Annotated in this window: 24 protein-coding genes; 10 read left to right on the plus strand and 14 right to left on the minus strand. The window is 58.9% G+C overall.

Features of this window, described 5'->3' with window-relative positions; genetic code table 11:
- Positions 1 to 118 precede the first annotated feature (118 nt).
- Both rpmB and rpmG read left to right on the plus strand, forming a co-directional pair.
- Entirely contained in the window at positions 119 to 355 is a 237-nt protein-coding gene (gene rpmB, locus ACJO3M_RS18480) for a 50S ribosomal protein L28 (RefSeq protein WP_114335425.1), read from the plus strand.
- Between the two features lie 11 nt (positions 356 to 366).
- Positions 367 to 522 carry a 50S ribosomal protein L33 gene (rpmG, locus tag ACJO3M_RS18485; protein WP_106764759.1) on the plus strand — a complete coding sequence of 52 codons (156 nt, stop codon included), beginning with the start codon at positions 367 to 369 and terminating at the stop codon, positions 520 to 522.
- Positions 523 to 585: 63 nt separating this feature from the next.
- Here the strand turns inward: rpmG and ACJO3M_RS18490 are convergent, their stop codons facing one another.
- From ACJO3M_RS18490 to ACJO3M_RS18500, 3 genes are all read right to left on the minus strand, one after another.
- Positions 586 to 1446 (minus strand): endonuclease/exonuclease/phosphatase family protein, encoded by an 861-nt coding sequence (locus tag ACJO3M_RS18490; protein ID WP_407002851.1) that lies wholly within the window; start codon positions 1444 to 1446, stop codon positions 586 to 588.
- A 56-nt stretch (positions 1447 to 1502) separates the two neighbouring features.
- A complete protein-coding gene (locus ACJO3M_RS18495; RefSeq protein WP_407002852.1) occupies positions 1503 to 2141 on the minus strand; it encodes a thiol:disulfide interchange protein DsbA/DsbL in 639 nt (212 codons plus the stop codon).
- Between the two features lie 142 nt (positions 2142 to 2283).
- Positions 2284 to 2892 (minus strand): c-type cytochrome, encoded by a 609-nt coding sequence (locus ACJO3M_RS18500; protein WP_407002853.1) that lies wholly within the window; start codon positions 2890 to 2892, stop codon positions 2284 to 2286.
- 175 nt (positions 2893 to 3067) lie between these two features.
- Here ACJO3M_RS18500 and yihA point away from each other — a divergent pair, with 175 nt between their 5' ends.
- A complete protein-coding gene (yihA, locus tag ACJO3M_RS18505) occupies positions 3068 to 3721 on the plus strand; it encodes a ribosome biogenesis GTP-binding protein YihA/YsxC (RefSeq protein WP_407002854.1) in 654 nt (217 codons plus the stop codon).
- A gap of 11 nt (positions 3722 to 3732) precedes the next feature.
- Here yihA and ACJO3M_RS18510 read toward each other — a convergent pair whose 3' ends face one another.
- The 6 genes from ACJO3M_RS18510 to ACJO3M_RS18535 form a co-directional block, all read right to left on the minus strand.
- Entirely contained in the window at positions 3733 to 4731 is a 999-nt protein-coding gene (locus ACJO3M_RS18510) for a substrate-binding domain-containing protein (RefSeq protein WP_407002855.1), read from the minus strand.
- Between the two features lie 56 nt (positions 4732 to 4787).
- Positions 4788 to 5306: a gluconokinase gene (locus tag ACJO3M_RS18515; protein ID WP_407002856.1), complete on the minus strand. Its 519-nt coding sequence runs from the start codon at positions 5304 to 5306 to the stop codon at positions 4788 to 4790.
- 1 nt (position 5307) lies between these two features.
- The gene (locus ACJO3M_RS18520; RefSeq protein ID WP_406989398.1) at positions 5308 to 6624 is read right to left on the minus strand and encodes a TRAP transporter large permease; all 1317 of its coding nucleotides are present in this window, start codon (positions 6622 to 6624) and stop codon (positions 5308 to 5310) included.
- The gene (locus ACJO3M_RS18525; RefSeq protein WP_407002857.1) at positions 6624 to 7208 is read right to left on the minus strand and encodes a TRAP transporter small permease subunit; all 585 of its coding nucleotides are present in this window, start codon (positions 7206 to 7208) and stop codon (positions 6624 to 6626) included. The genes ACJO3M_RS18520 and ACJO3M_RS18525 overlap by 1 nt, the downstream gene beginning before the upstream one ends.
- Positions 7209 to 7271: 63 nt before the next feature.
- On the minus strand, positions 7272 to 8282 hold the full coding sequence (locus ACJO3M_RS18530; RefSeq protein ID WP_407002858.1) for a TRAP transporter substrate-binding protein: 1011 nt from the start codon (positions 8280 to 8282) through the stop codon (positions 7272 to 7274).
- Between the two features lie 273 nt (positions 8283 to 8555).
- Complete coding sequence (locus tag ACJO3M_RS18535) at positions 8556 to 9254, minus strand: TetR/AcrR family transcriptional regulator (protein ID WP_407002859.1); 699 nt, start codon at positions 9252 to 9254, stop codon at positions 8556 to 8558.
- A 178-nt stretch (positions 9255 to 9432) separates the two neighbouring features.
- Between ACJO3M_RS18535 and ACJO3M_RS18540 the strand changes: the two genes are divergently transcribed.
- The 3 genes from ACJO3M_RS18540 to ACJO3M_RS18550 all read left to right on the plus strand — a co-directional run bounded on the left by ACJO3M_RS18540 (position 9433) and on the right by ACJO3M_RS18550 (position 11707).
- Positions 9433 to 10878, plus strand: a complete 1446-nt coding sequence (locus ACJO3M_RS18540; RefSeq protein WP_407002860.1) for a coniferyl aldehyde dehydrogenase — start codon at positions 9433 to 9435, stop codon at positions 10876 to 10878.
- Between the two features lie 86 nt (positions 10879 to 10964).
- Positions 10965 to 11447 (plus strand): pantetheine-phosphate adenylyltransferase, encoded by a 483-nt coding sequence (coaD, locus tag ACJO3M_RS18545; RefSeq protein WP_407002861.1) that lies wholly within the window; start codon positions 10965 to 10967, stop codon positions 11445 to 11447.
- A gap of 11 nt (positions 11448 to 11458) precedes the next feature.
- Complete coding sequence (locus ACJO3M_RS18550; protein WP_407002862.1) at positions 11459 to 11707, plus strand: YfhL family 4Fe-4S dicluster ferredoxin; 249 nt, start codon at positions 11459 to 11461, stop codon at positions 11705 to 11707.
- A gap of 48 nt (positions 11708 to 11755) precedes the next feature.
- Here the strand turns inward: ACJO3M_RS18550 and ACJO3M_RS18555 are convergent, their stop codons facing one another.
- The 5 genes from ACJO3M_RS18555 to ACJO3M_RS18575 all read right to left on the minus strand — a co-directional run bounded on the left by ACJO3M_RS18555 (position 11756) and on the right by ACJO3M_RS18575 (position 17875).
- Entirely contained in the window at positions 11756 to 13045 is a 1290-nt protein-coding gene (locus tag ACJO3M_RS18555) for a DUF945 family protein (protein ID WP_407002863.1), read from the minus strand.
- Between the two features lie 25 nt (positions 13046 to 13070).
- Entirely contained in the window at positions 13071 to 15221 is a 2151-nt protein-coding gene (gene ppk1, locus ACJO3M_RS18560) for a polyphosphate kinase 1 (protein ID WP_407002864.1), read from the minus strand.
- Between the two features lie 68 nt (positions 15222 to 15289).
- Positions 15290 to 16309: a porphobilinogen synthase gene (gene hemB / locus ACJO3M_RS18565; protein ID WP_407002865.1), complete on the minus strand. Its 1020-nt coding sequence runs from the start codon at positions 16307 to 16309 to the stop codon at positions 15290 to 15292.
- Positions 16310 to 16475: 166 nt separating this feature from the next.
- On the minus strand, positions 16476 to 17507 hold the full coding sequence (locus ACJO3M_RS18570; protein WP_407002866.1) for a lipase secretion chaperone: 1032 nt from the start codon (positions 17505 to 17507) through the stop codon (positions 16476 to 16478).
- 146 nt (positions 17508 to 17653) lie between these two features.
- A complete protein-coding gene (locus tag ACJO3M_RS18575) occupies positions 17654 to 17875 on the minus strand; it encodes a hypothetical protein (protein WP_407002867.1) in 222 nt (73 codons plus the stop codon).
- A 275-nt stretch (positions 17876 to 18150) separates the two neighbouring features.
- On the opposite strand from ACJO3M_RS18575, the gene ACJO3M_RS18580 reads away from it, so the two are divergent.
- The 4 genes from ACJO3M_RS18580 (at position 18151) to panP (ending at position 22910) form a co-directional block, all read left to right on the plus strand.
- On the plus strand, positions 18151 to 18783 hold the full coding sequence (locus ACJO3M_RS18580) for a TetR/AcrR family transcriptional regulator (protein WP_407002868.1): 633 nt from the start codon (positions 18151 to 18153) through the stop codon (positions 18781 to 18783).
- Between the two features lies 1 nt (position 18784).
- Positions 18785 to 20488 carry an isovaleryl-CoA dehydrogenase gene (locus tag ACJO3M_RS18585; protein ID WP_407002869.1) on the plus strand — a complete coding sequence of 568 codons (1704 nt, stop codon included), beginning with the start codon at positions 18785 to 18787 and terminating at the stop codon, positions 20486 to 20488.
- A gap of 184 nt (positions 20489 to 20672) precedes the next feature.
- Positions 20673 to 21011, plus strand: coding sequence for a DUF503 domain-containing protein (locus ACJO3M_RS18590; protein ID WP_407002870.1), 339 nt, complete (start codon positions 20673 to 20675; stop codon positions 21009 to 21011).
- 222 nt (positions 21012 to 21233) lie between these two features.
- A complete protein-coding gene (gene panP / locus ACJO3M_RS18595; RefSeq protein ID WP_407002871.1) occupies positions 21234 to 22910 on the plus strand; it encodes a pyridoxal-dependent aspartate 1-decarboxylase PanP in 1677 nt (558 codons plus the stop codon).
- Positions 22911 to 22937: the final 27 nt, after the last annotated feature.

The following is a 22937-nucleotide window of genomic DNA, read 5'->3' on the forward strand; positions in this document are numbered from 1 at the left end:
CGTCCCTTTCTGGCGGCGTCTGGCGAGCAGCTTGCTATTCGTGGCGCAAGCAGCGACAACCAGAAGCGCGATTAAACGAATTCGTATATTAAGACCATTGCTCAGGTCGGAGGCAAGTATGTCCAGAGTTTGTCAGGTTACCGGTAAGCGTCCGGTCACCGGTAACAACGTATCCCACGCGATGAACCACACTCGTCGTCGTTTTCTGCCGAATCTGCAGAACCACCGCTTCTGGGTTGAATCAGAGAAGCGTTTCGTGAAGCTGCGCGTTTCCACCAAGGGCATGCGCATCATCGACAAAAAAGGCATTGACGCTGTGCTGGCCGATCTTCGTGCCCGCGGCGAGAAATTTTAAGGAGCCGCATCATGCGCGAGAAAATCAAGCTGGTTTCATCAGCAGGTACTGGTCATTTCTATACGACCAACAAGAACAAGCGTAACACTCCGGAAAAGATCGCGATCAAGAAGTACGATCCGGTTGTCCGCAAGCACGTTGAGTACAAGGAAGCCAAGATCAAGTAATTGATCTGGTGACCGACAAAAAACCCGGCCACGCGCCGGGTTTTTTATTGCCTGAAGATTGCCTCAGAAGGTTTCCAGATAGCCTTTCGGCAACGCCACATCCATGGCAATTGGCAGGTGATCCGACATCGGATAGCTGACCACCTCGGAACGACGGATTTCCAGGCTGGGGCTCACCAGAATATGATCCAGAGCCTTTTCCGGTCGCCAGCTCGGGAAACTGTGGGCGGTATCCGGCAATGGAATCAGGTCAGTTTCTTTAAGCGGCGTCTGGGTCAGTAACTCCTCCGCATGATTGTTCATATCCCCCATCAAGACCACATGTTGATAATCACCGATCAACTCGCGAATGTACCCCAACTGCCGCTGCTGACCCGCCCGGCTCAGTGACAGGTGCATCATTACCAGTACCAGCGGATCGTCTTCGGACCCGTAGCGGGCAATAATAGCGCCGCGACCGGGAATCAGACCAGGCAACTTGTGCTCCGTCACATCCAGCGGCCGGTACCGGCTGAGCAGGCCGTTACTATGCTGGGCTATCTGCCCCAGATTCCGGTTGAGCTGCTGATACCAATAGGGGATTCCGGCCGCTTCCGCCAGGTACTGAACCTGATTGATGTAGGCACTCCTCAGACTGCCTCCATCGCATTCCTGTAGCGCAATCACGTCGTAATTACGCAGCAGGCTGGCAATGCGGTCCAGGTTTTCGATGCGGTTGCGATGAGGCAGGAAATGCTGCCAGCTGCGAGTGAGATAGTGCCGGTAAGAGGAGGTGTTGATCCCCACCTGGATATTGAAGGTCAGCAGCCGGATGTGCCGGTGTGGTTCAAACTCCGGCACGTGCTCACTGCCGGAACAACTGCCCCGGGGCTCCCCGCTTGACCGAAGCAGCCCGCCCAGCTGCCTGCGAAAATGTCTGTACATGCTACGAGCTCACCCGACTGTGGCACATTCTCCCAAAGCCCCGAGATAGGTTCTGCTTAGTCTGCGGAGCCGCCGCGCTCTTTTGCGATCAGGTAGTTCACAACCTCAAGAACCGCCTCATGACCACCGGCCATGGACGCGCTGACCGTATACTTGCCATTTACAAGCATAGTCGGTGTGCCGGTGATGCGTGCACCACGGATTTTTGACTGGGCTTTCTGCATTCTCGCATTCACCCCGAAGCTGTTGTAATTCTTGAGGAACTGCTCACCGTCCACGTCGTATCGGCTAACAAATTCCGCCAAAGCCTCACCAGAGTTCAGAGGGCGCCGCTCCCCTGCCAGCGCGTCGAACAGGGCATCATGCACTTTATCCAGCTCACCCATCGCTTCCAGAGCGTAAAAAGCCTTGGCATGGGGCACCCAGGATTTGCCCAGAGCAGCCGGAAGCTGAACATAGTCGACGTCATCCGGACGATTTTCCGCCCACCTTTCTACCAACGGCTTGAAGGCGTAGCAATGGGGGCAGCCGTACCAGAACACTTCCGCCACTTCGATGCTCTCGCTACTGTCAGTACGGACCGGAGAACTCAGCTCCCGATAGTGGGTGCCCTCCCGCCACTCAGCCGCGTTAACCGGGCCCGCAATGGCAAAGGCCGCAAGAAAGGTGACTGCAGTACTCAGACTTCTCAACATCGACTGTCTCCGGTTCTGTAGATTCATTCAGGAACTGATTATGACCCAGCGTGCGCGAAAAGTTCCACCGCCGGGGAATTAAAGACAGGAAAGGCACAAAAAACCCCGCACCAGGCGGGGTTTTTTGTGCCAGGAACGCAGATCAGTTCAGGCCGGAAATATAGTTGGCTACGGCCTCGATCTCGGAATCGGTCAGCTTGGCGGCAACGTCCATCATGATGGACGCATTTGAAGTACCGTTACGCTCCCCATCCCGGTAGGCTTTCAGCTGCTTTTCAACGTAAGCCGCCGTCTGGCCGCCCAGGCGTGGAAAGCCCGCAGGCTCGTTGCCCTTGCCCTGGGGGTTGTGGCAACCGGAACAGGCCGGAACGCCAGACGCCAGGTTACCTCCACGATACAGCGACTGCCCCTGCTCAATGAGCTCCGGATCGGCCTGATTAACCACCATGTCCTGGGCGTTGAAGTAGGCGGCCAGATCCTGCAGATCCTCGTCGGACATATTGTCCAGCAGCCCGGTCATTTCTGCGATCTGACGGTCGCCACTCTTGATGGCCGACAGCTGCTGGTACAGGTATTTTTCACCCAACCCGGACAGTTTCGGGTACACAGCCATCACCGGCTTGGCGCCACCTTCCCCGTGACAACCGGCACAGACGGCTGCGTTTTCCTTGCCTGCTTCAGGATCTCCAGCCCCGTGTGCCATCGCTGTGAGGCCAACACCGAGAACAACTCCTGCGATCAGTTTTTTCATGCTCGCTCCGCTTCTCTCATCCAAAGTATTCTTCGTTATGCAGCCGGCAGGCACTGGCCCAGACAGGCACAAAACCGGGGCTGTTCAGCAGCAACGCTCAGCGTGCTGCCCGGAATTGGTGTAGCATTATACATTAATCCCTGATAACTGAAATCCAATAGGAAACCCAACCACCGTGTCATCTGATCTGACTCAAAAATCGATCTCATTCAACAGCGCCCGATTCCTGATCAGCGCCTCGCGGCTGGAAGAGTGCCCACTGGACTCCGGTGCGGAGGTCGCGTTCGCGGGACGCTCCAACGCCGGCAAATCCAGCGCCATTAACTCCATCACCGCCAATGGCAAGCTGGCGCGCACCAGCAAGACACCCGGCCGCACCCGCCTGATCAACTTTTTCACGCTGAATCGCGAAAACTGCCGCCTGGTGGATCTGCCAGGTTATGGTTATGCCAAGGTCTCCCGGGACATGAAGGACGACTGGCAAAAACACCTCGGGCACTATCTTAATGATCGACGCTGCCTGCGGGGCCTGATCCTGGTCATGGACATTCGTCATCCGCTGACCGATTTCGACCAGATGATGGTGGAATGGTGTGAACATAACAACCTTCCACTGATGATTCTTGCCACCAAGGCGGACAAGCTGAAGTTCGGCCAGGCCAAGACGGCAATGCTGGACATCGCCCGCCGGCTGAAGACATTCCAGTGCGTGGAGCACCTGATTATGTTTTCGGCAACATCAAAGCGCGGAGTGGATGAGTGCCGCGACGCCCTGACGGCCTGGCTGGAAGCAGCCAGTGACGACCTCGCGGATGAAATCGAGAGCTGAACGACTCGCTGTCAGAGGGTCCCTCCCCGCTCGATCCGGTACCCCAGGTCGATACGCCGGTCGCTGATTGCCGCGCCACCGAGGCGGGCAACCAGCTCTTCGGCCGCCCTCTGCCCGACCGCCTCCCGGGGAGTGATCACACTTGCCAGAGGCGGCTCCATGACGCGGCCAACATCATGACCATGGAACCCGGCAATAGCGATCTGGCCCGGCACGGCAATGCCACGCCGCTGGCATTCGAAGAACGCACCAATGGCAACGTCGTCGTTGGTGCAGAAGATGCCGTCGGTGTGCGGATTCTCCGCCAGTATCCGCGCCATCAGCGTAGCCCCGACACTGTATGATGACCGCTGCTCACTGCGCAGCGTTACCGGCATCAGCCCCTCTTCCTCCATCGCCCGATTGTATCCCTCCTGGCGCTGGAGAGTCCGGGCATCCAGCCGGACCGCCAGATAGACCACCCGCTTGCAGCCCAGCCGGATCATTTCCCGCACCATGTCATAGGCGGCAATGACGTTATCGAAGCCGACCGCCTGATGAAACGGTTCCGAATGGGTATCCATGATCTCGACCGTTGGCACCCCTGCGGTTTCCAGCATCCTCAGCGTGCGAGGGGTATGCTGGCTCTCCGAGAGAATCACGCCATCCACGTTGTAGGACAGCAACAAGGACAGGCTGCGCTCCTCGATCTCGGGGCTGTATCCGTAGTGGGCGAGCATCAGGTGATACCCTGCCGGCTCGGTGACCGATTCCACCCCCTTGATGACATCCGCAAAGACCTGGTTGGTCAGTGACGGCAACAGCACACCGATCGCATGGCTGGTGGACTTGGATAGCAGGTCCGGAGCGCGATTGGGGATATAGCCCAGCGCTTCGGCCTCGGCAAAGATACGCTCCCGCATGGGTTCGGAGACATTGTCTCCGCCCCGCAGGCACCGGCTGACGGTCATCTTGGTGGCTCCGACCCGGTCGGCGATATCCTGCAATGTGGGGCGCCTGTTCTTTACCATCTACCACTCCAACAACAGTGAAAGCTGCCTATCATACCTGTGATCAGACTCCGGAATCAGTTCCGGCACCCCCCGCCCCGCAGACCAAGCCTGGTGAGGCACTCGCTGATAACCCGCCCTGGCGTGCCAGAAACATCCACGGCAATGGCATCCTCGTCAGCAGCCGGCTCTTCCAGTAACCGAAACTGACTCTCCAGCATGGCGCGCCCATTGAAGTAATGATCCGTTCGCCGGGAATGCCGCGCCCAGATGGTTTCGAAGTCACCTCTGAGGTAGACGAAACGGGCCGACGGATTTCCGCCTCGCAAACGCTCACGGTAACCGCGCTTCAGCGCCGAACAGGCCAACACCAGGCCGCCCTCTTCCTGCCTGATCAGCGCCGCGAGGTCATCCAGCCAGCCCCGGCGATCCTCGTCGGTCAACGGGATGCCGGCGGCCATTTTTTCAACATTGGCGCGGCTGTGGTAATCGTCCGCATCGTAAAACGGAACCCCCAGTTCGCTGGCAAGCATGGCGCCGGTGAGACTCTTGCCGCATCCGGACACCCCCATGACAATGATTTTTGGTGCATTCATATCACTGCCACCATAGCGCCAGCTGGGGGAACGCAATCAGCAGGCCGAGGGCCACGACCTGAAGCGCGATGAACGGCAGCAGTGCACGGAATATCTCACCCAGGGAAATGTCCTTCGGCGTCACCGTCTTGAGATAGAAAGCCGCCGGGCCAAACGGAGGCGACAGGAAGGACACCTGCATGTTCATACAGAACACCACCCCGAACCAGATCGGACTGTACCCCAGCTCCGTCACGATGGGCACAAAGATCGGCATGGTCAGCAACGCAACGCCGACCCAGTCCAGAAACATGCCAAGAATGAGCAGAATCAACATCATGAACAGGATGGTGCCCAGGCCATGTCCGCCGCTGACGGCGAAGACCATGTCGCGGACGAAATCGATACCACCCATCAGGTTGTAGACGCCGACCAGCGCGGTTGCACCAATCCCGATCCAGATGATCATGCCGCACACCCGCAGTGTGCTGATGGTGGCCTTGCGCACCATGGCAAGGGACAGCTCACCGCGAATCCAGGTGCTGATGGCAATCCCCATGACACCCAAAGCCGATGCCTCAGTGACCGAGGCCACACCGCCATAGATACTGCCCAGCACCACCACGACCGAGAGAATCGGAAACAGCAACGCCTTGAAAAAATTCGGCGCCGGGGTCTCGGGCGCGTCCTGATCGGAAGGCAGCGGCGCCATCTCCGGCTTCAGCCAGACCCGAATCAGAACGTATCCCATGTACAACAACGCCAGTAGCAGCGCAGGCGCGAACGCCCCCTTGAACAGATCACCAATGGAAACGTTGGCCGTCAGCCCATAGATGATCAGCACAATACTGGGCGGCAGCATGGTGCCGAGCGCGCCACCGGCACAGGTGGTGCCAATGGCCAGCTTGCGGTCGTAACCCAGGCGCAGCATCTGCGGCAGCGCCAGAATGCCCAGTAGCACCGTCTCACCACCAATAACGCCAGACATGGAGGCCAGGATCACCGCCACCACCAGGGTCTGTATCGCGACACCGCCCCGCAGTTTGCGCCCCAGGCGGGCCATGGCGTCGAACAGGTCGCGGGCGATGCCGGAATGATCCAGCAGTGACGCCATCAACACAAACATGGGCACCGCCAGGAATACATAGTTGCCGATAAAGCTGTATAGCCGGCTGCTGACGATGGGCAAGGCGTCCGGACCAAACCAGCCCAGGGCAAACACCAGGGCAACCAGACCGGTGGCGAATGCCAGTTGCATACCCGTAAGCAACAGGACTATCAGCATGACCAGCATCAACAGGCTGCCATAACCGATACCGAGGGAAGCCAGTTCAAACATCACGCACCTCCCTTGCCGCGCAGGTCACGCACCAGGTGCAACAGGAACTGCAAGGTCATGACGGCAACAGCGACCAGGATGATCACTTTCAGGAGCGCAGGGAATGGCGGGTTCCAGGCCGAGCCGGAAGTTTCGAGACGCCAGTCGCCCCATGGCGCCAGCACGGCCTCTGTGGCCATTGACCAGCTAGCGGATAGCAACAGCCCGCAAAAAACCAGCCCCAACAGATGATGAACCACCCGCAGCCAGCGCTGGGCACGGTGCGAAACCGCGTCATAGATCAGCACGATACGCACATGCCGATCAGTGGCCAGAGCATAGAGGCCACCAATAACAAAGAGTGTGGCGCCGGCAAAGGTCACCGTTTCGTGCACCCAGAGCGTCGGGGCATCAAACACATAACGGCGGATAATCTCGTAGAAAGACACCAGCACGATCGCCGCAAATACCAGACTCAACTTCTTGCCCAGCCAGACGATAGCCCTGTCCAGCCAGGTGAACCCAACGTCCTCATCCTTTTCAGGCAGGACAAAATCACGATCGGGATCCGGCCCCTGACCGCACGCGTTGTTTTCAACAGACATAACGAACTCCTCGCTCCGGGCCCGCCAGGGCGCCCGGAGGCTGATATCGAGGGAACCTGCTACTTAGAGGAGGCCCTGGGATTCCAGGTATTCAGTGACCGACTGGTACACTTTCCCGGCATTGGGGGACTGTTCGGCATAGGCCTTCCATTGGTCACGGGCGATGGTGCGGAACTTGCGACGCTCCTCCGCGGACCAGTCATGGATGGTAATGTCCGGATTGGCGCGGGCCTCATTGATGGCTTCACGATCGGCCATCGCCAGCTGGGTGCTGATGTCCTGGGCAAAGTCTCTGGCGGATACCGTCATGATGGTCTGGATATCCTCCGGCAGCTTTTCCCATTCCTTGAGCCCCATGGCGATTTCAAGCAGCGGCAGCGAGTGGAAACCGGGATTGACCGGGTGCGGCGCAATCTCGTTCAGGCCAGCCTCGTGGTTGGTGGAGAATACCGTGTAATCCGCTGCGTCAATCACGCCCTTGCTCAAGGCGGTATAGACTTCGGATCCGGGCAGGTTAACCGGAGACGCTCCGGCGGCGGCAAAGACGGATTGCACCAGCCCTTCCGGCGCACGCATTTTCAGTCCCTTGAGATCCTCCACGCCATCGAGGGGCTTTTTCGACACGAACGACTCAACGCCAGTGCCACCGCCGCCAACAAACTTCACTCCGTATGGCTTGTAGAGTTCGTTCATCAGCTCATAGCCGCCGCCATGGTTGATGTAATCGATCAACTGGTCAGGACTGGACCAGGCGCCCACGGTGTTGCCAATCAAACCGAACGCGGGATCCTTACCGGAGAAATAGCCTGTGACGGAAATATGGCCGTCCAGCACCCCCATTTTCATGGCGCCGAGGGTTTCGGTGTGACTGACAACGCTGCCCACCGGCAGCAGATCAATTTCGACGCGGCCACCGGTCATTGCTTCCACGCGGTCGGCCCAGTCCTGCTGAATCTTGAAGTTTTTGACGCCGGAGGGGTCCGAAGACTGGAACTTTAAGGTGAAATCGGCGGCAAAGGCATTGAATGCAAGCGTGGCTGTCAGAACACCAGCCGCGAGTCTTGTGGGGAACATACTGGGATCTCCTGATTGTTATTGTGCCGGCATATGTTACCGGTAACATCAACGATGGTATTGGATTTGAAAAGCGCTGGCAAGGGGGCGGAGACAAAGGATTGCGACAGAAAAAACCGGCCTGCCATCAGACAGGCCGGTGAAACGTCAGGGTTTGCGACGTGCTAAAACCTGAGAACTCACTCAGGGTAACGCCAGGGATGTCCGGATCCCCAGCGTCACAGGTAAGACACAGGCGTTACCCGAAAGTTCCGCAAATCGACTAAAAAATGATCAAGCCGTGCGGTAGCCCACACTGCCAACCGATGACTCACCATCACGGGCTTCCGGCAACTGCGGACGATAACGCTCCCGCAGCGCCATTACCCGGTCCCGGTAGGCGGGCATGAGATAGGGAACCTCCAGCGTCAGCACCTGGTAAATGCCCTGTTTGAGCTCGGTCAGGGAGAGATTGGCAGACTCTTCACTGGCGTGGGCGGTTTTCAGGAACGCCATCCAGTTGGTAATCACCAGCCAGACGTTGAGTGACATGGCTGACCGCAACTCCTCCGACTGCGGCTCAATAATGCCGGCGTCCGCCATCTTCTCGAAAATCCGGCTGATGGCATCCAGGCAACGATTGGTGAATTCACGGTAGTCCCGCCGCAGTCGCTGATCACCATCCAGCAGATGCTCCAGGTCACGATGGAAGAACCGGTAGCTCCAAAGCCCGTCAAACACCGATTCAAGGTAGAACATCATGTCGTCCAGGGTCAGCGGTCGGTCTTCGGGAATATCCAGGTAATAATCCACCAGCTTTTCGTATTCCAGGAAGATCTCGTAAATGATGTCCGACTTGTTGCGGAAGTGGTAATAGAGGTTGCCCGGGGAGATGGCCAGGTGCGCGGCTATGTGATTGGTGGTGACGTTTCGTTCACCCCTCTCGTTGAACAGCTCCAGACTGGAGAGCAGGATCTTGTCTCTGGTTTTCATAGGTTCAGTTAGCTTTATTGTTGTGTGACCGGCGGATGGCCTGATCCGCCATTCGGCTTTCCTTGACTCCCTAGAGTATATACTCTAATAATACCCTCAAGCGCAAATTGAGCACTTTTTCGCCACCATACAACAACAGGGCATCCGGTATGCATCGGCAGCCCGAGGGGAGAAGACCATGGGAGCCAGCGTCGTCCAGCTTACCGAAAGCAAAAAGCAGATCCAGCATACGCATCGCGTCTTTGAGAACCAGAAGAAAGCATTCAGAAACAACCCGATGCCATCACCGACCGAACGCCAGGAAAACCTGAAACGGCTGAAGCGGGCGCTGTTGAGCAATCAGGACAAGCTGACCGACGCGATCGACCGGGATTTCAGCTGCCGCTCCAGAGACGAATCGCTGATTGCCGAAATCATGCCGTCCATCCAGGGCATCAACTACACCCTGAAGAACCTCGGCGGCTGGATGAAACCGTCCAAACGCCACGTATCCGTACTGTTCCAGCCCGCCAGCAACAAGGTGCATTACCAGCCCAAGGGTGTCGTCGGCGTTATTGTGCCCTGGAACTACCCGTTGTATCTGGCCGTTGGCCCCCTCGTTGCCTCGCTGGCAGCAGGTAACCGTACCATGATCAAGATGTCGGAGTTCACTCCGCACACATCGGCCCTGTTCAAGGAAATCATTGAATCCACGTTCCCCGAGGACCTGGTATCCGTGATCACCGGTGAAGCGGACGTTGCCGCGGATTTTTCCAGTCGTCCTTTTGATCACCTGCTGTTCACCGGCTCCACCTCGGTCGGCAAACTGGTGATGCGCGCGGCATCAGAGAACCTGACCCCGGTTACCCTGGAACTGGGCGGCAAATCCCCCGCCATTGTCTCCTCCGATGTTCCCCTGGAAGACGCCGCTCAGCGGATCGCGTTCGGCAAGGCATTCAACGCCGGTCAGACCTGCGTGGCGCCGGACTATGTACTCTGCCCGGCGGACCGCGTCCAGGCGTTTGTGGATGAGTTCCGCGCCCGTTTTGCCGACATGTACCCAAGCCTGCGGGACAACGACGACTACACCGCCATCATCAATGAACGGCAATACCAGCGGCTGCAGGATTACCTGGACGACGCGCGGGAGAAAGGCGCGGAGATTATTGAGCTGAACCCCGCACGGGAAAACCTCAAGGACGGCACCCGCAAGATGCCCCTGACACTGGTGCTGAAGACCACTCCGGAGATGAAGGTCATGCAGGACGAGATCTTCGGGCCGATCCTGCCCATCGTCAGTTACGGCGGCCTTGAGGAAGCGATCCACTACATCAACGATCGTCCGCGCCCGCTGGCGCTGTACTTCTTCGGCTACGACCGTTCCATGCAACAGCAGGTGGTGGACAACACCCTCTCCGGGGGCATGTGCATCAATGACGCCCTCATGCACGTGGCTCAGGATGACCTGCCTTTCGGCGGTATTGGCGATTCCGGCATGGGGCACTATCACGGCAAGGAAGGCTTCCTGACGCTGTCCCATCACCGGGCCATTTTCAGCAAGCAGAAATTCAACAGCGGCAAATACGTCTACGCGCCTCACGGCACCACCGCCCACAAAATGGTCTACAAGCTGTTCATTCGCTGATCCAGCTAACAGCCTGGCAAGCCCAAAGGCTGACAAGACAATGAGTGCCCGGGTATCCTATGGGCTTCTGAACCGAGGAGCAGCGCATGCCTAAAGTTATTTACCCGGGCACCTTTGACCCCATCACCAATGGCCACACCGATCTGATTGAACGGGCTGGTCGCATGTTCGACGAGATCGTCGTTGCGGTCGCCTACAATCCGAAGAAGCAGCCACTACTGAACCTCGAAGAGCGCTGCGAACTGGTCAGGAAAGCCACCGCCCATATTCCGAATGTGAGCGTCACCGGTTTCAGTAACCTGCTGGCGGATTTTGTCCGGGAACAGAACGCCACCGTGATCCTCAGGGGACTGCGCGCGGTGTCTGACTTCGAGTACGAATTCCAGCTGGCAGACATGAACCGTCGACTGGCCCCGGAAGTGGAAAGCGTGTTCCTGACCCCCGCGAACCACCTGTCCTACATCTCGTCCACCCTGATCCGCGAGATTGCATCGCTCGGCGGAGATGTCTCGGAATTTGTTGATCCAGCCGTCGAGGCCGCGATGCAACAGAAGTTCAGTCAATCCTGAGGTAACGCCCGATGGCCCTGATGATTACCGACGCGTGCATCAACTGCGACGTTTGTGAGCCTGAATGCCCGAACGACGCCATCGCTCCAGGTGATGAGATCTACGTGATTGACCCGGACAAGTGCACCGAATGCGTTGGCCACTATGATGAGCCCCAGTGCCAACAGGTCTGCCCGGTGGATTGTATTCCGCTGGATCCGGAACGGCAGGAATCAGAAAGTCAGTTGATGGAAAAGTACCAGCGTCTGAGCGCAGGCTGAGCCCGGGGTTCATCACGGTGCGCCGGGGCGGCGCACCGTGATTCCATCTCAGAACAACGGCGGCAAGGGTATCGCCGTACCGTTCACATTCAGGGCCAGGTCTTTCAGCTCTGCAGACATCGCAAGCCGGTCGCCATTGCGCGTCATCATGCCTTCCTTGATCAGCGGGGCCAGCTGCATCATCAATTCAGGGTGATTCTCCGCCAGCGCCACCGGCAGGCTCAGCTGCATTTGCCCTGTCAGCCGCTGCATCACCATCAGCATCTGTGAGCGCTCCTGATCCGACAGAGTCGGGTGCCTGACCATCAGCTCCCCGTTAACCTCGCCCTCCGGAGTCACCAGGCTGATGCTCGGAAAGCCGAAGCTGAAGCCCTCGGCTGCCAGATCCAGCAGAGCGCCACTGATACGACTCATGCTGGCCATTTGTTGCTCGAATGCAGCAGGCGACCCGGTCTGGTTATCCAGGGCTGCCACCTGAAGATCCGTCAGGGCGCCGGTCAGCTCACTCCAGCTGTCCACATCCAGGCCATCCATCACAAACTCCACCCGCTGAGGCCCGAAACTGTCACCCTCCGACGTGACTGAGTCCAGGGTTACCACCGTTTCGGAATTCACACTGCGGTCGTTGTCGACAGGCCAGGTCTTGCTGGCCATCCTGAAGTCGTCCATGCGCAGAGGCGCCTGGCCATCAGAAGCCAACTCAACGGACGCCAGGGTCGCCACCCCTTCGCCTGTCCATACCTCGCCACGCAGGTACTCCAGGGTCTGTTCAAGCCGGAATTCCCCCAGGGTGACCCGCAGGTCCCGGGTATCCAGCACCATTCCCGGCCACACCATCAAGATATCAGCCCCGGAACCGTCGCCACTGACCTCCGCCCGACCAAAACCTCCGGATACGTTCAGTGATTCCCCGGTATCGTCGTTGGTGACCGAGATGGCGGGGACCGTCAGTTCAGCGATGGCCGTCCCCCACAGGCGGGTCTCCAGGGTCAGACGCGGCTTTTCATCCGGGAAAAGCTCGGCGGCCTCCTCCGGCAGGTCGGAAAGCGGGGAGAAATCCAGCAGGCTTCCGGTCACCCCGTGAGAAACCTTCGCCTTGTACTCAATCCGGTGAACGTCGTTGCTGGCGGGATCCTCGAATGTCAGCGTGCCCTCAAAGCGACCGCTGAGATATCCGCGTTCATAATCCCGGGTTTCAAGCCGGAAGAACGGCTGCGCTGCGTTAACCTCCGTGGTCACGTCCTGCCACTGTTTCTCGGTCAACCAGCCCACACCCCAGGGAGCCACTGCGCCAACGACCAGAACCACCCCACCTACAATCATCCATGTCTTTTTCAATGTTTTCTCCGTAACAAACTGCTGATTATTGTCCGGTCAGACGCTCCAGCAACACCAGCTGGGATGCCAGTCGGTCTTCCCCTTCCGCCGGTTGATTCTGTAGGTAACTGCCATCCGGCTGCAAGACCCAGGCCTGACAGTTATCCGCCAAATAGGTATCCAGATCCTCCCGCACCCGGGCAACCAGACTGGGATCTTCAATGGGAAACGCAGTCTCCACGCGGCTCAACAGGTTGCGCTCCATGCCATCAGCACTGGAACAATAGACATCCGGACGCCCATTATTGCCGAAGTAATAAACCCGGGTATGCTCCAGGAAACGGCCAATAATGGACCGTACCCGGATATTCTCGGACAGCCCGGGCACCTCCGGTCGCAGGCAGCAGATACCACGCAGGATCAGGTCAATCTTCACACCGGCCTGAGACGCCCGGTATAGCGCCTTGATCAACTGGGGTTCGGTCAGGGCGTTGAATTTCAGAATGATCCGCCCTTTCTGGCCATGGCCAGCCTCCCGGTCGATCAGGCTCAGCAACTGACTGTGCAGCGTAAACGGTGCATGGAACAGCTTCTTGATTTTCAGCGCCTTGCCCATGCCGGTAAGCTGCTGGAACAGCTTGTTAACATCATCACCGATGGATTCATCGCAGGTCATGAAGCTGTAATCGGTGTACAACCGGGCATTACCGGCGTGATAGTTGCCCGTCCCCAGATGCACATAGCGCCGTAACCGGCCCTCTTCCCGCCTCACGATCAGGATCATCTTGGCGTGGGTTTTATAGCCAACCACCCCATAGACCACAATCACCCCGGCTTCCTGCAGGCGACTGGCCAGTTCCAGGTTTTCCGCCTCGCTGAAGCGGGCCCGCAACTCAATCACCGCGGTGACCTCTTTTCCACGCCGGGCGGCATCCGCCAGCGCTTCCACGATTTCGGAGTCAGCCCCGGTGCGGTACAGGGTCTGACGAATCGCCAACACCTGGGGGTCCTTGGCCGCCTGCCGCAACAGGTCAATCACCGGGCTGAAATTATGATAGGGGTGCAACAACAGGATCGGACGCTTGCGAATGGCGTCAAACATGGATTCCTTGCTGCGAATCTGTCGTGGAATGGACGGCGAAAATCCGGAATAGGTCAGATCCTGTCGATCCACGAGCCCCCCTACCGCCATCAGGCGAGTCAGGTTGACCGGGCCATGAACCTGATAGAGGTCACGTTCGGTGAGCTTGAACTCCTGCAACAGAAAGTGAACCAGTTCCTCCGGGCAGTTGTCGGCCACCTCCAGGCGCACGCCGTCACCAAAGCGGCGACTGAGCAGCTCACCACGCAATGCCGAGGCGAGGTCTTCCAGATCGTCCTCCAGCTCCAGGTCGGCGTTGCGGGTCAGACGGAACTGATAGCAGCCCTTGACCTCCATACCGGGGAACAGCTCATCGGCGTGGGCGTGAATCATTGAAGACAGGAACACCAGGTTCTCGCCGCCATTGCACACCTCATCCGGCAGGCGCACTAGCCGGGGCAGGGATCGTGGCGCTGGCACGATCGCCATGCCGGTCTCGCGACCAAAGGCGTCTTTGCCGTCCAGTTCCACAATGAAGTTCAGGCTCTTGTTGACCAGTCGCGGAAAAGGATGGGAGGGGTCAAGGCCGATCGGGCTGACCACCGGCAGGATCTCCTCCTCAAAATAGCGGCGCACCCATTCCGCCTGGGCCGGTGTCCACTCCCGGCGCCGGACAAAATGGATATTCTCCTGCTCCATCTCCGGAATCAGCACGTTGTTGAGAATGTCGTACTGTTCACGAATATACTCATGGGCCACGCGGCTGATTTCAGACAGGGCCTGCTCGGGCATCATGCCATCGGAACCGATGGTTTCCCGGCCGTATTTCATCTGCTGGCGAAGGCCGGCAACCCGGATTTCAAAGAATTCGTCCATGTTGCTGCTGAAAATGCAGCAATAAATCAGGCGGTTGATCAGGGGATGAGTGGTGTCCAGGGCCTGTTTCAGCACCCGGTAATTGAACTGTAACTGGCTGAGCTCCCGGTTAAAGAAGTTCTCGCTGGCGCCCAGGTCAACCTCCTGACCGACACTCGGCACTTCAACGGGGGCGGGAACGCTCTGCTCTTCCACCTCGCTCTCCACCACATTCCGCTCTCTTACAGATTCACTACTCATGACTCACTCATTCCAGTTTTAGGGGTTCCGGCAAAACGCCTGGTTTGCCGGAACCTGACATTATTCCGTTAGCCTTGTGTGCCGGAATGCCGTAAAAGGCGCGCAGCCCTGACCGCAAAATACGTCAGTATGGCATCGGCCCCGGCACGACGCATGGCCGTCAGGCTCTCCATCATCACCGCATCGCCGTCCAGCCAGCCATTTTCAGCAGCCGCCATGTGCATGGCGTACTCGCCGCTGACCTGATACACAAACGTCGGCACCTGCAGTTCGTGTTTGACGCGATGAACAATATCCAGGTAAGGCATGCCCGGCTTGATCATCACCATATCCGCGCCTTCCGACAGATCCATAGAGACTTCCTGCAGTGCCTCATCGCTGTTGGCCGGATCCATCTGATAGGTGGCCTTGTCGCCCTTGCCAAGATTGGCCGCCGAACCGACCGCATCCCGGAATGGACCGTAATAGGCAGAGGCGTACTTGGCAGAATAGGCCAGAATGCGGGTTTTCACATAACCTGCAGACTCCAGGGCGTCCCGGATTGCACCCACGCGACCATCCATCATGTCCGATGGCGCCACAATATCCGCCCCTGCGTCGGCGTGGGACAGCGCCTGATTGACCAGTGCTTCGATGGTCACGTCGTTGAGCACATAACCGTCATTATCAACAATACCGTCCTGCCCATGGGTGGTGAACGGGTCCAGCGCCACATCGGTGATCACCCCCAGTTCCGGGTGCGCCTTCTTCAACGCCCGGACCGCCCGCTGGGCAAGCCCGTCTGAATTCCATGCACCGGAACCTGAGGTGTTCTTGAGTTCAGTGGGTACCACCGGGAACAGCGCCACGGCGGGAATGCCGAGTTCAACCAGCTCGGCGGCCTGCTCCACCAGAAGATCAATACTCAGGCGTTCAACCCCGGGCATAGAAGGCACCGGCTCCCTCTGACCTTCGCCCTCCAGAATGAACACTGGATAGATCAGGTTATCAACACTGAGCTGATGTTCCCGCACCAAACGGCGGGAAAAATCATCAGCCCGATTACGACGCAGGCGAGTAGCAGGGAATACACGACTTGGTGAACGCACGAAGCACCTCCTGGGTGGCGAGTAGGACACAAACCTGAAACCGACCGGGCTATCCGGTCGATTCGGTTTCCTCATCATACACGCCCTCGTGGCCAGGGGGCAGGCTCCGGTCGGGCCCCATTTACCGCTTGCCGGGCAAGCCTAACAACGTGGTGTGACAGTGGGGTTACCGTTGGGAATCCAGTGCCTGCGCCCGTTTTCGCTCCGGCCCGCTGAAGTACCGGCTGCGCAGATCCTCAATAGCAGCTTCCCGCTCAGGGCCGGCCAGCCCGGCACTATCCAGCTTGTGACGCTCCTGGCTATAGGCCTGCCAGCGCTGGTCCCAGTCCCTCTGACGCGCCTCCACTTCCGCCAGCCGTTGCGAGATTTCGGCGCCAAACGCGTCCTCACGCCAGGCCTTCAGGGCATCGGGATCCCCAGCGAGCTCCTGCCGCGCCTGCTCATACTCCGCGAAACGCCGGGTTTCCTCGCGGGCACGACGCAAAGGGGCGGGCAAGTCCTGTTCAGCCGCCGCGACGGCCCGTGACCGCTGCTCGTCCGTCAGCGACTCGTCGCCATTAATGCGGCGCTGTTCCAGCTGGAAGCGGTCCACGGCCTCTTCATGGGCAAAGAACGCCTCGGCGGTGCCGGCATCCAGCCACGTCCTCCGCAGGGCATGGATCTCCCGCATGCGGCGCCTGGCGTCCAACAGACTGTCCGCTGCGTCCTGACCATAGGATGACTCTAGGTCTCCCAACGCCAGCTTGTAATCCATGTAGCTCCCCAGGATATTCAGGGCCTCGGAGTGAGCCGGCTCATCCAGTACGGACAACTCGCGTTCAATTCGTGCCACCAGTTGCCGCAGGGGCTCTTCCCCCAGAGCCGAAAGGTAGTACTCAAACAGCTGACGCAATGCCGATGTCGGAATCAGGTTACCGTTGCTGTCAACCTGGGCCCATCCCGCGGGGGACGATGTTCCGCTCAGCGATGCCGGCAAGGTATCGGGTAACACCACGGTGCTCCGCTGCCCCACCCAGCGGGACGGTTGGCCGTTGTTGTCCGGAGCCGGAGCCAAATCCACAGGCGCGGAATCCGGTTGTTGGCTTTCCGACCGGCTCTGCCCGGAATCGATTCCTCCGTCGGGAAGTAGCAGCACAATGACGACCATGGCTGCTATGATCACCAGCAAAGCCGTTGCCAGCCACGAAAGGACTCTCATAATGTAACGGTTCTTGTTGGAATTATGGATCAGCCATTTACCCACACGGCTGATAACGATAGGGCCCAGAATAGACCAATGACTGAAGACACGCTGAGACAGCGTTCAAAAACAGGCCCACAGCCGGTGACTGCAGGCCTGTTGCATCAGAGGGATCGGTTATTGAAGCCGATATCCACCTTGCGGGAAGGATCGGAGCGGAACAATGTGTCCACTTCCTGGATTTGCCCGCCCTGGCTCAGAAATGCCTCAATATCCGCCTGTAACTGTGCACGCACCCGGGCCCGACCAGCGACGGAATGGTTGTCTTCACTGTCACGGTTCCAGCCTCCGGATTGCTCCAGGTTGCTTTCGTCGAATTCACTCATGGCCTCAATCCCCACCAACGAAAACAAAACGTCGAGCGCACCTGACCCGACTTGGGTGGGCCGCTCCGCCTCGGCAACATCCGCCCTGGCGGTATGCCTTGGCGTCTTTATAATCTGCTTTTTCGGACAACGCCATTTACAGGCAACGACTTTTTTGTAACTTTTTGTAAGTAATTACAGGTGATTGATTTTAAAGAATAAAACAAAGATACAACCGACTCTTACTTGGTTGACACAAGAAATGAATAATGATTCACTACTTAAGAGGAGCCAGCATGGCCTACCGGGAAACGGAGAAGATGCGCAAACGTAAGGCGGAAGCTCGCCAGCGCATTGTCAGTTGCGCCTACCAATGCGTGGCGGAAAGCGGCTTTCGCAGCGCCAGAGTCACAACCATTGCCGCACTGGCAGAGGTGGCAACAGGAACAATCTACCGCCATTTCGAGTCGAAAGAAGATCTGTTTGCGGAAATTTTCCGGCTGGCAACCCAAAGGGAAGTCGACAAGGTCGCGGAAGCACTGTCCACCCACGGGGATGCCACCGTGCGACTTGAAGCGGCGCTGCGTCAGTTTGCCGAACGCGCCTTGCGAGGACCGGTTATGGCCTGGTCACTGATTGCCGAACCGGTCGACCCGAAAGTTGAAGAAGAGAGACTGGCCTACCGGCAGGCCTACGCCGAGCTGTTCGAAAAGGCCATCAGAGAAGGCATTGAAGAAGGATGCATTCCCGAGCAGGACGCACGCCAGAGCAGTACATGCCTGGTAGGCGCTATCGCCGAAAGCCTGGTAGGGCCCTTGTCCCCGACCCAGGCGGATAACCCGGCCGAAACGAGAAACGACAACAACGACCCACTGGTCAACGCCATCCTACGTTTTTGCATGCAGGGGCTGACCGGTACCAGGAGGTAACATGAACGCCCGTCAGCCTGCACCACCGATCACCGGCTCAACCGAGCCGGAAGATCGCTATCTGGCCGTGACCCATGACGTGGTCAATCAGCCCCCTGCCCTGGAAGACTACAACCTGTTCGACCAGGACACAGCGCTCAGGGAAGCGGTGGAACGCGAAGGTGGCAGCGCAGCCGCTGACGATCTCCAGGCCTTTGGCGCACTGGCCGGCAGTCGGGAAATCATTGAACTGGGCTTCCGCGCCAACGAAAACAAACCGGTATTCAACACCCATGACCGCTTTGGCCACCGCATTGACCAGGTGGACTTCCACCCGGCTTATCACCAGCTGATGTCCATTGCCATGGAGCACGGCCTGCACAGTAGCCCCTGGACCCATACCGGCCAGGGCGCCCACGTTGCGCGGGCAGCCAAATACTATATGCACTCCCAGGTGGAAGCGGCACACTGCTGCCCTATCACCATGACCTTTGCGGCCATCCCCTCCATCCGCAAGCAGCCGGAACTGGCCGCCCTCTGGGAAGACCGGATCCTCGCCAACCAGTATGACCCCCGCAACCTGCCCGATGACCAGAAACAATCGGTGACCATCGGCATGGCGATGACCGAAAAACAGGGCGGCAGCGACGTCCGCGCCAACAGCACACGGGCCTACCCGGTGGGCACCGAAGGCCCGGGACAGGCCTACGAACTGGTCGGCCACAAATGGTTTGTCTCCGCCCCCATGTGCGACGCCTTCCTGGTACTCGCCCAGACCACCAATGGACTGTCCTGCTTCCTGATGCCACGCTGGCGCCCGGATGGCAGCAAGAACCCCTGGCAGATCCAGCGCCTCAAGAACAAGATGGGCAACGTCGCCAACGCCTCCAGCGAAGCGGAACTGCGCGGCGCCCTGGCCTGGATGGTCGGCGAAGAAGGCCGCGGCGTACCCACCATCATCGAAATGGTGGCCATGACCCGCTTCGACTGCATGATCGGCAGCTCCGCCGGCATGCGCCAGGCCGTGGCCCAGGCCACCCACCACTGTCGCCACCGCAGCGCCTTCGGCCAGCGCCTCAGCGAACAACCGCTGATGCAGAACGTGCTGGCAGACCTGGCACTGGAGAGCGAAGCGGCCATGGCTTACACCCTGCGCATCGCCCGCGCCCTGGACAACCAGCACCTGGAGCACGAACGCTTGCTGGCACGACTGGCTACACCGGTCGGCAAATACTGGATCTGCAAACGCACCCCGAATCACGCCTACGAAGCCATGGAATGCATCGGCGGCAGCGGCGTCATGGAAGACTGCATCATGCCCCGCCTGCTGCGGGAGTCACCGGTCAACGCCATCTGGGAAGGCAGCGGCAACGTCCAGTGCCTCGACACCCTGCGCGCCCTGCAAAAAGAACCGGAAACCCTCGACGCGTTCTTCCGCGAAGTCGCCGAAGCGAAAGGCACCGACGCCCGCTTTGATCGCTTCGTTGCTCAACTGCAAAACGACTTCAAAGACACCAGCGACATCCAGTACCGCGCCCGCAACCTGGTCGACCGCCTGGCCCTGGCCATGCAGGCCAGCCTACTTCTGCGCGGCTCCGACCCGGCGGTAGCCGACGCCTTCTGCGCCTCCCGCCTGCAATCCGGCGGCGGTCTCAACTACGGCAACTTACCATCCGGCACCGACGCAGCGGCCATTATCAAACGGGCAACACCTGTAGTAGGCTAAAGCTCTAATGTTCAGGACATCCAAAGCCTGACTGAATCCGACGCCACCCGAGAGGCTTGAGAACCGCCGGGGGTATGCTTTCCAAAACCCTGCGGAGCCATGGATGGCGGAGCGGAGCTTACAGGGATGTATTCACAGCGTGTTTTGGAAAGCGTACCCCCGGTGGTTCCTGCACCCAAAGTTTATGTCTGAAGCACTTAGAAAACTGCTTAACCAATCTGGCCCGACACCGGTGATCACCCCTCACGTGGGCGTACTCACCCTGCACTTCCAGCTCTATGGCTGCGAAGACCTCAAGGCCAAGCGCAAGGCATTCACCGCCCTGAAAGCCGTCTGGGGCCGCGAACCCGACCTGGCCGTCGCCGAAACCGCCGACCAGGATGCCCTGGACTGCGCCACCTGGACCATCGCCGCCCTGGGCAGCTCAACCCAGCAGATTACCCAGCGCCTCGACCAGGTGGAAAAAGCCATCCAGGAACGGATAGATGCTGCCATACTGGACGTACACCGGGAAATTCTCTGAAACACCCATTCAGGCCTGTGTGGCACAAGATTTCACCAGGCCGTATACTACGCTCCCTCTCAGAGTCAGGCAGAGACTCAGAGGCCAGAAGGGAAGCCAGAGTGCCCGGGCGATATCGGGCAAGACGAATTTCCAGTGTCGGAGTCAACAGTCCGACTGTATCCGCCCGGCATCCGGAACCGGCCGGCGGATGACCACCGATTGACAGTGTGTGGCGCGCGTATGACCGGAAAGAAAAAATCCGCCCAGGCCTCGGTTGAGGCAATGTACCGTGTATTCACAGTGCCCGAGGCACCGGAATCCACCCTGAGCCGGATCGACCAGAACATTTCCCGCAATCTCGCAGGCTTCCTGCAGGAACACATTGTGGCCGTGGAACGGGACCTGTCCGAAGTCGAGAAAAACTTCTCGGACTACGCCATCCCGGAAAAACCCGTGTTTGTCTCCGAACAGGCCCAGTTCCTGCTGGACAAGTTGGTGGCAAACTCCGTTCATACCGCCTCTCCCAGCTTTATCGGCCACATGACCTCGGCACTGCCCTACTTCATGCTGCCGCTGTCAAAGATCATGATTGCCCTGAACCAGAATCTGGTAAAGACCGAAACCTCCAAGGCGTTCACCCCCATGGAGCGGCAGGTGCTGGGTATGATTCATCGCCTGGTCTACGAGCAGGACGGCGCCTTCTACCGCAAGTGGATGCACGATCCCCGCTTTGCCCTCGGCGCCATGTGTTCCGGCGGCACCGTCGCCAACCTGACGGCCCTCTGGGTCGCCCGCAACCGCGCGTTCCCGGCCGAAGGCAGTTTCCGCGGCATCCATCAGGAGGGCCTGTTCCGCGCCCTGCGCTACTACGGCTATGAAGGCGCGGCCATACTGGTGTCCCGTCGTGGCCATTACTCGCTGCGCAAAGCCGCCGACGTGCTCGGCCTGGGCCGGGACTTCCTGATCCCGGTGGACACCGACGACGACAACCGCATCCAGACCGACGCCCTGCGGGACAAGTGCCTGGAACTGCAGAAACAGAAAATCAAGATCATGGCAATCTGCGGCATTGCCGGCACCACCGAAACCGGCAACGTCGACCCGTTGGACGCCATGGCCGACATCGCCCGGGAATTCGGCGCCCATTTCCACGTGGACGCAGCCTGGGGCGGGCCCACGCTGTTCTCGCGCACCTACCGCTCCCTGCTGCGCGGCATTGAACAGGCCGATTCCGTCACCTTCGATGCCCACAAACAGCTCTACGTCCCCATGGGCGTAGGCCTGGTGGTCTTCCGCGACCCGAGCCTGGCCAGCGCCGTGGAACATCACGCCCAGTACATCATCCGTAAAGGCTCCCGGGACCTGGGCAGCACCACGCTGGAAGGGTCACGCCCGGGCATGTCGATGCTGATCCACTCCGGCCTGAAAATCCTCGCGCGGGAGGGCTACGAGATCCTGATCGACCAGGGCATCGACAAGGCACAGACCTTTGCCGACCTGATCAACGCCCAGCCGGATTTCGAGCTGATCACCAAACCGGAACTGAACATCCTGACCTATCGCTACTGCCCGAAGGAAGTGCAGCAGGCACTGGCGCTGGCGGATGAACTGCAGGCGGAAAAACTGAACGCCTGCCTGAACCGCATCACCAAGTTCGTCCAGAAAACCCAGCGGGAACGGGGCAAGGCGTTTGTCTCCCGGACCCGGCTGGAGCCGGCCCGTTACTACCATTTCCCCTGTATCGTATTCCGGGTGGTACTGGCCAACCCGTTAACCACACGGGAGATCCTGGAAGATATTCTGGCGGAGCAGCGGGAGTTGTCTGCAGAGGAAGGTATTGAGGACGAGATATCAATTCTGCATCAGATGGCCAATGCGGTACTTAAACAGCATCAACCGGATGCGCGGCAGGCCTGATATTGCACCCAGACTTGCTGTGAGCGG

The sequence above is a fragment of the Marinobacter alkalisoli genome (genome assembly GCF_045449795.1).
In the GTDB taxonomy this organism is placed as follows: Bacteria; Pseudomonadota; Gammaproteobacteria; order Pseudomonadales; family Oleiphilaceae; genus Marinobacter.

Bases quoted from the DNA above. Each gene is read 5' to 3' on its own strand.
- rpmB (WP_114335425.1), top strand. From the start codon at position 119: ATGTCCAGAGTTTGTCAGGTTACCGGTAAGCGTCCGGTCACCGGTAAC.
- rpmG (WP_106764759.1), top strand. From the start codon at position 367: ATGCGCGAGAAAATCAAGCTGGTTTCATCAGCAGGTACTGGTCATTTC.
- ACJO3M_RS18490 (WP_407002851.1), bottom strand. From the start codon at position 1,446: ATGTACAGACATTTTCGCAGGCAGCTGGGCGGGCTGCTTCGGTCAAGC.
- ACJO3M_RS18495 (WP_407002852.1), bottom strand. From the start codon at position 2,141: ATGTTGAGAAGTCTGAGTACTGCAGTCACCTTTCTTGCGGCCTTTGCC.
- ACJO3M_RS18500 (WP_407002853.1), bottom strand. From the start codon at position 2,892: ATGAAAAAACTGATCGCAGGAGTTGTTCTCGGTGTTGGCCTCACAGCG.
- ACJO3M_RS18510 (WP_407002855.1), bottom strand. From the start codon at position 4,731: ATGGTAAAGAACAGGCGCCCCACATTGCAGGATATCGCCGACCGGGTC.
- ACJO3M_RS18515 (WP_407002856.1), bottom strand. From the start codon at position 5,306: ATGAATGCACCAAAAATCATTGTCATGGGGGTGTCCGGATGCGGCAAG.
- ACJO3M_RS18520 (WP_406989398.1), bottom strand. From the start codon at position 6,624: ATGTTTGAACTGGCTTCCCTCGGTATCGGTTATGGCAGCCTGTTGATG.
- ACJO3M_RS18525 (WP_407002857.1), bottom strand. From the start codon at position 7,208: ATGTCTGTTGAAAACAACGCGTGCGGTCAGGGGCCGGATCCCGATCGT.
- ACJO3M_RS18530 (WP_407002858.1), bottom strand. From the start codon at position 8,282: ATGTTCCCCACAAGACTCGCGGCTGGTGTTCTGACAGCCACGCTTGCA.
- ACJO3M_RS18535 (WP_407002859.1), bottom strand. From the start codon at position 9,254: ATGAAAACCAGAGACAAGATCCTGCTCTCCAGTCTGGAGCTGTTCAAC.
- ACJO3M_RS18540 (WP_407002860.1), top strand. From the start codon at position 9,433: ATGGGAGCCAGCGTCGTCCAGCTTACCGAAAGCAAAAAGCAGATCCAG.
- coaD (WP_407002861.1), top strand. From the start codon at position 10,965: ATGCCTAAAGTTATTTACCCGGGCACCTTTGACCCCATCACCAATGGC.
- ACJO3M_RS18550 (WP_407002862.1), top strand. From the start codon at position 11,459: ATGGCCCTGATGATTACCGACGCGTGCATCAACTGCGACGTTTGTGAG.
- ppk1 (WP_407002864.1), bottom strand. From the start codon at position 15,221: ATGAGTAGTGAATCTGTAAGAGAGCGGAATGTGGTGGAGAGCGAGGTG.
- ACJO3M_RS18570 (WP_407002866.1), bottom strand. From the start codon at position 17,507: ATGAGAGTCCTTTCGTGGCTGGCAACGGCTTTGCTGGTGATCATAGCA.
- ACJO3M_RS18575 (WP_407002867.1), bottom strand. From the start codon at position 17,875: ATGAGTGAATTCGACGAAAGCAACCTGGAGCAATCCGGAGGCTGGAAC.
- ACJO3M_RS18580 (WP_407002868.1), top strand. From the start codon at position 18,151: ATGGCCTACCGGGAAACGGAGAAGATGCGCAAACGTAAGGCGGAAGCT.
- ACJO3M_RS18585 (WP_407002869.1), top strand. From the start codon at position 18,785: ATGAACGCCCGTCAGCCTGCACCACCGATCACCGGCTCAACCGAGCCG.
- ACJO3M_RS18590 (WP_407002870.1), top strand. From the start codon at position 20,673: ATGTCTGAAGCACTTAGAAAACTGCTTAACCAATCTGGCCCGACACCG.
- panP (WP_407002871.1), top strand. From the start codon at position 21,234: ATGACCGGAAAGAAAAAATCCGCCCAGGCCTCGGTTGAGGCAATGTAC.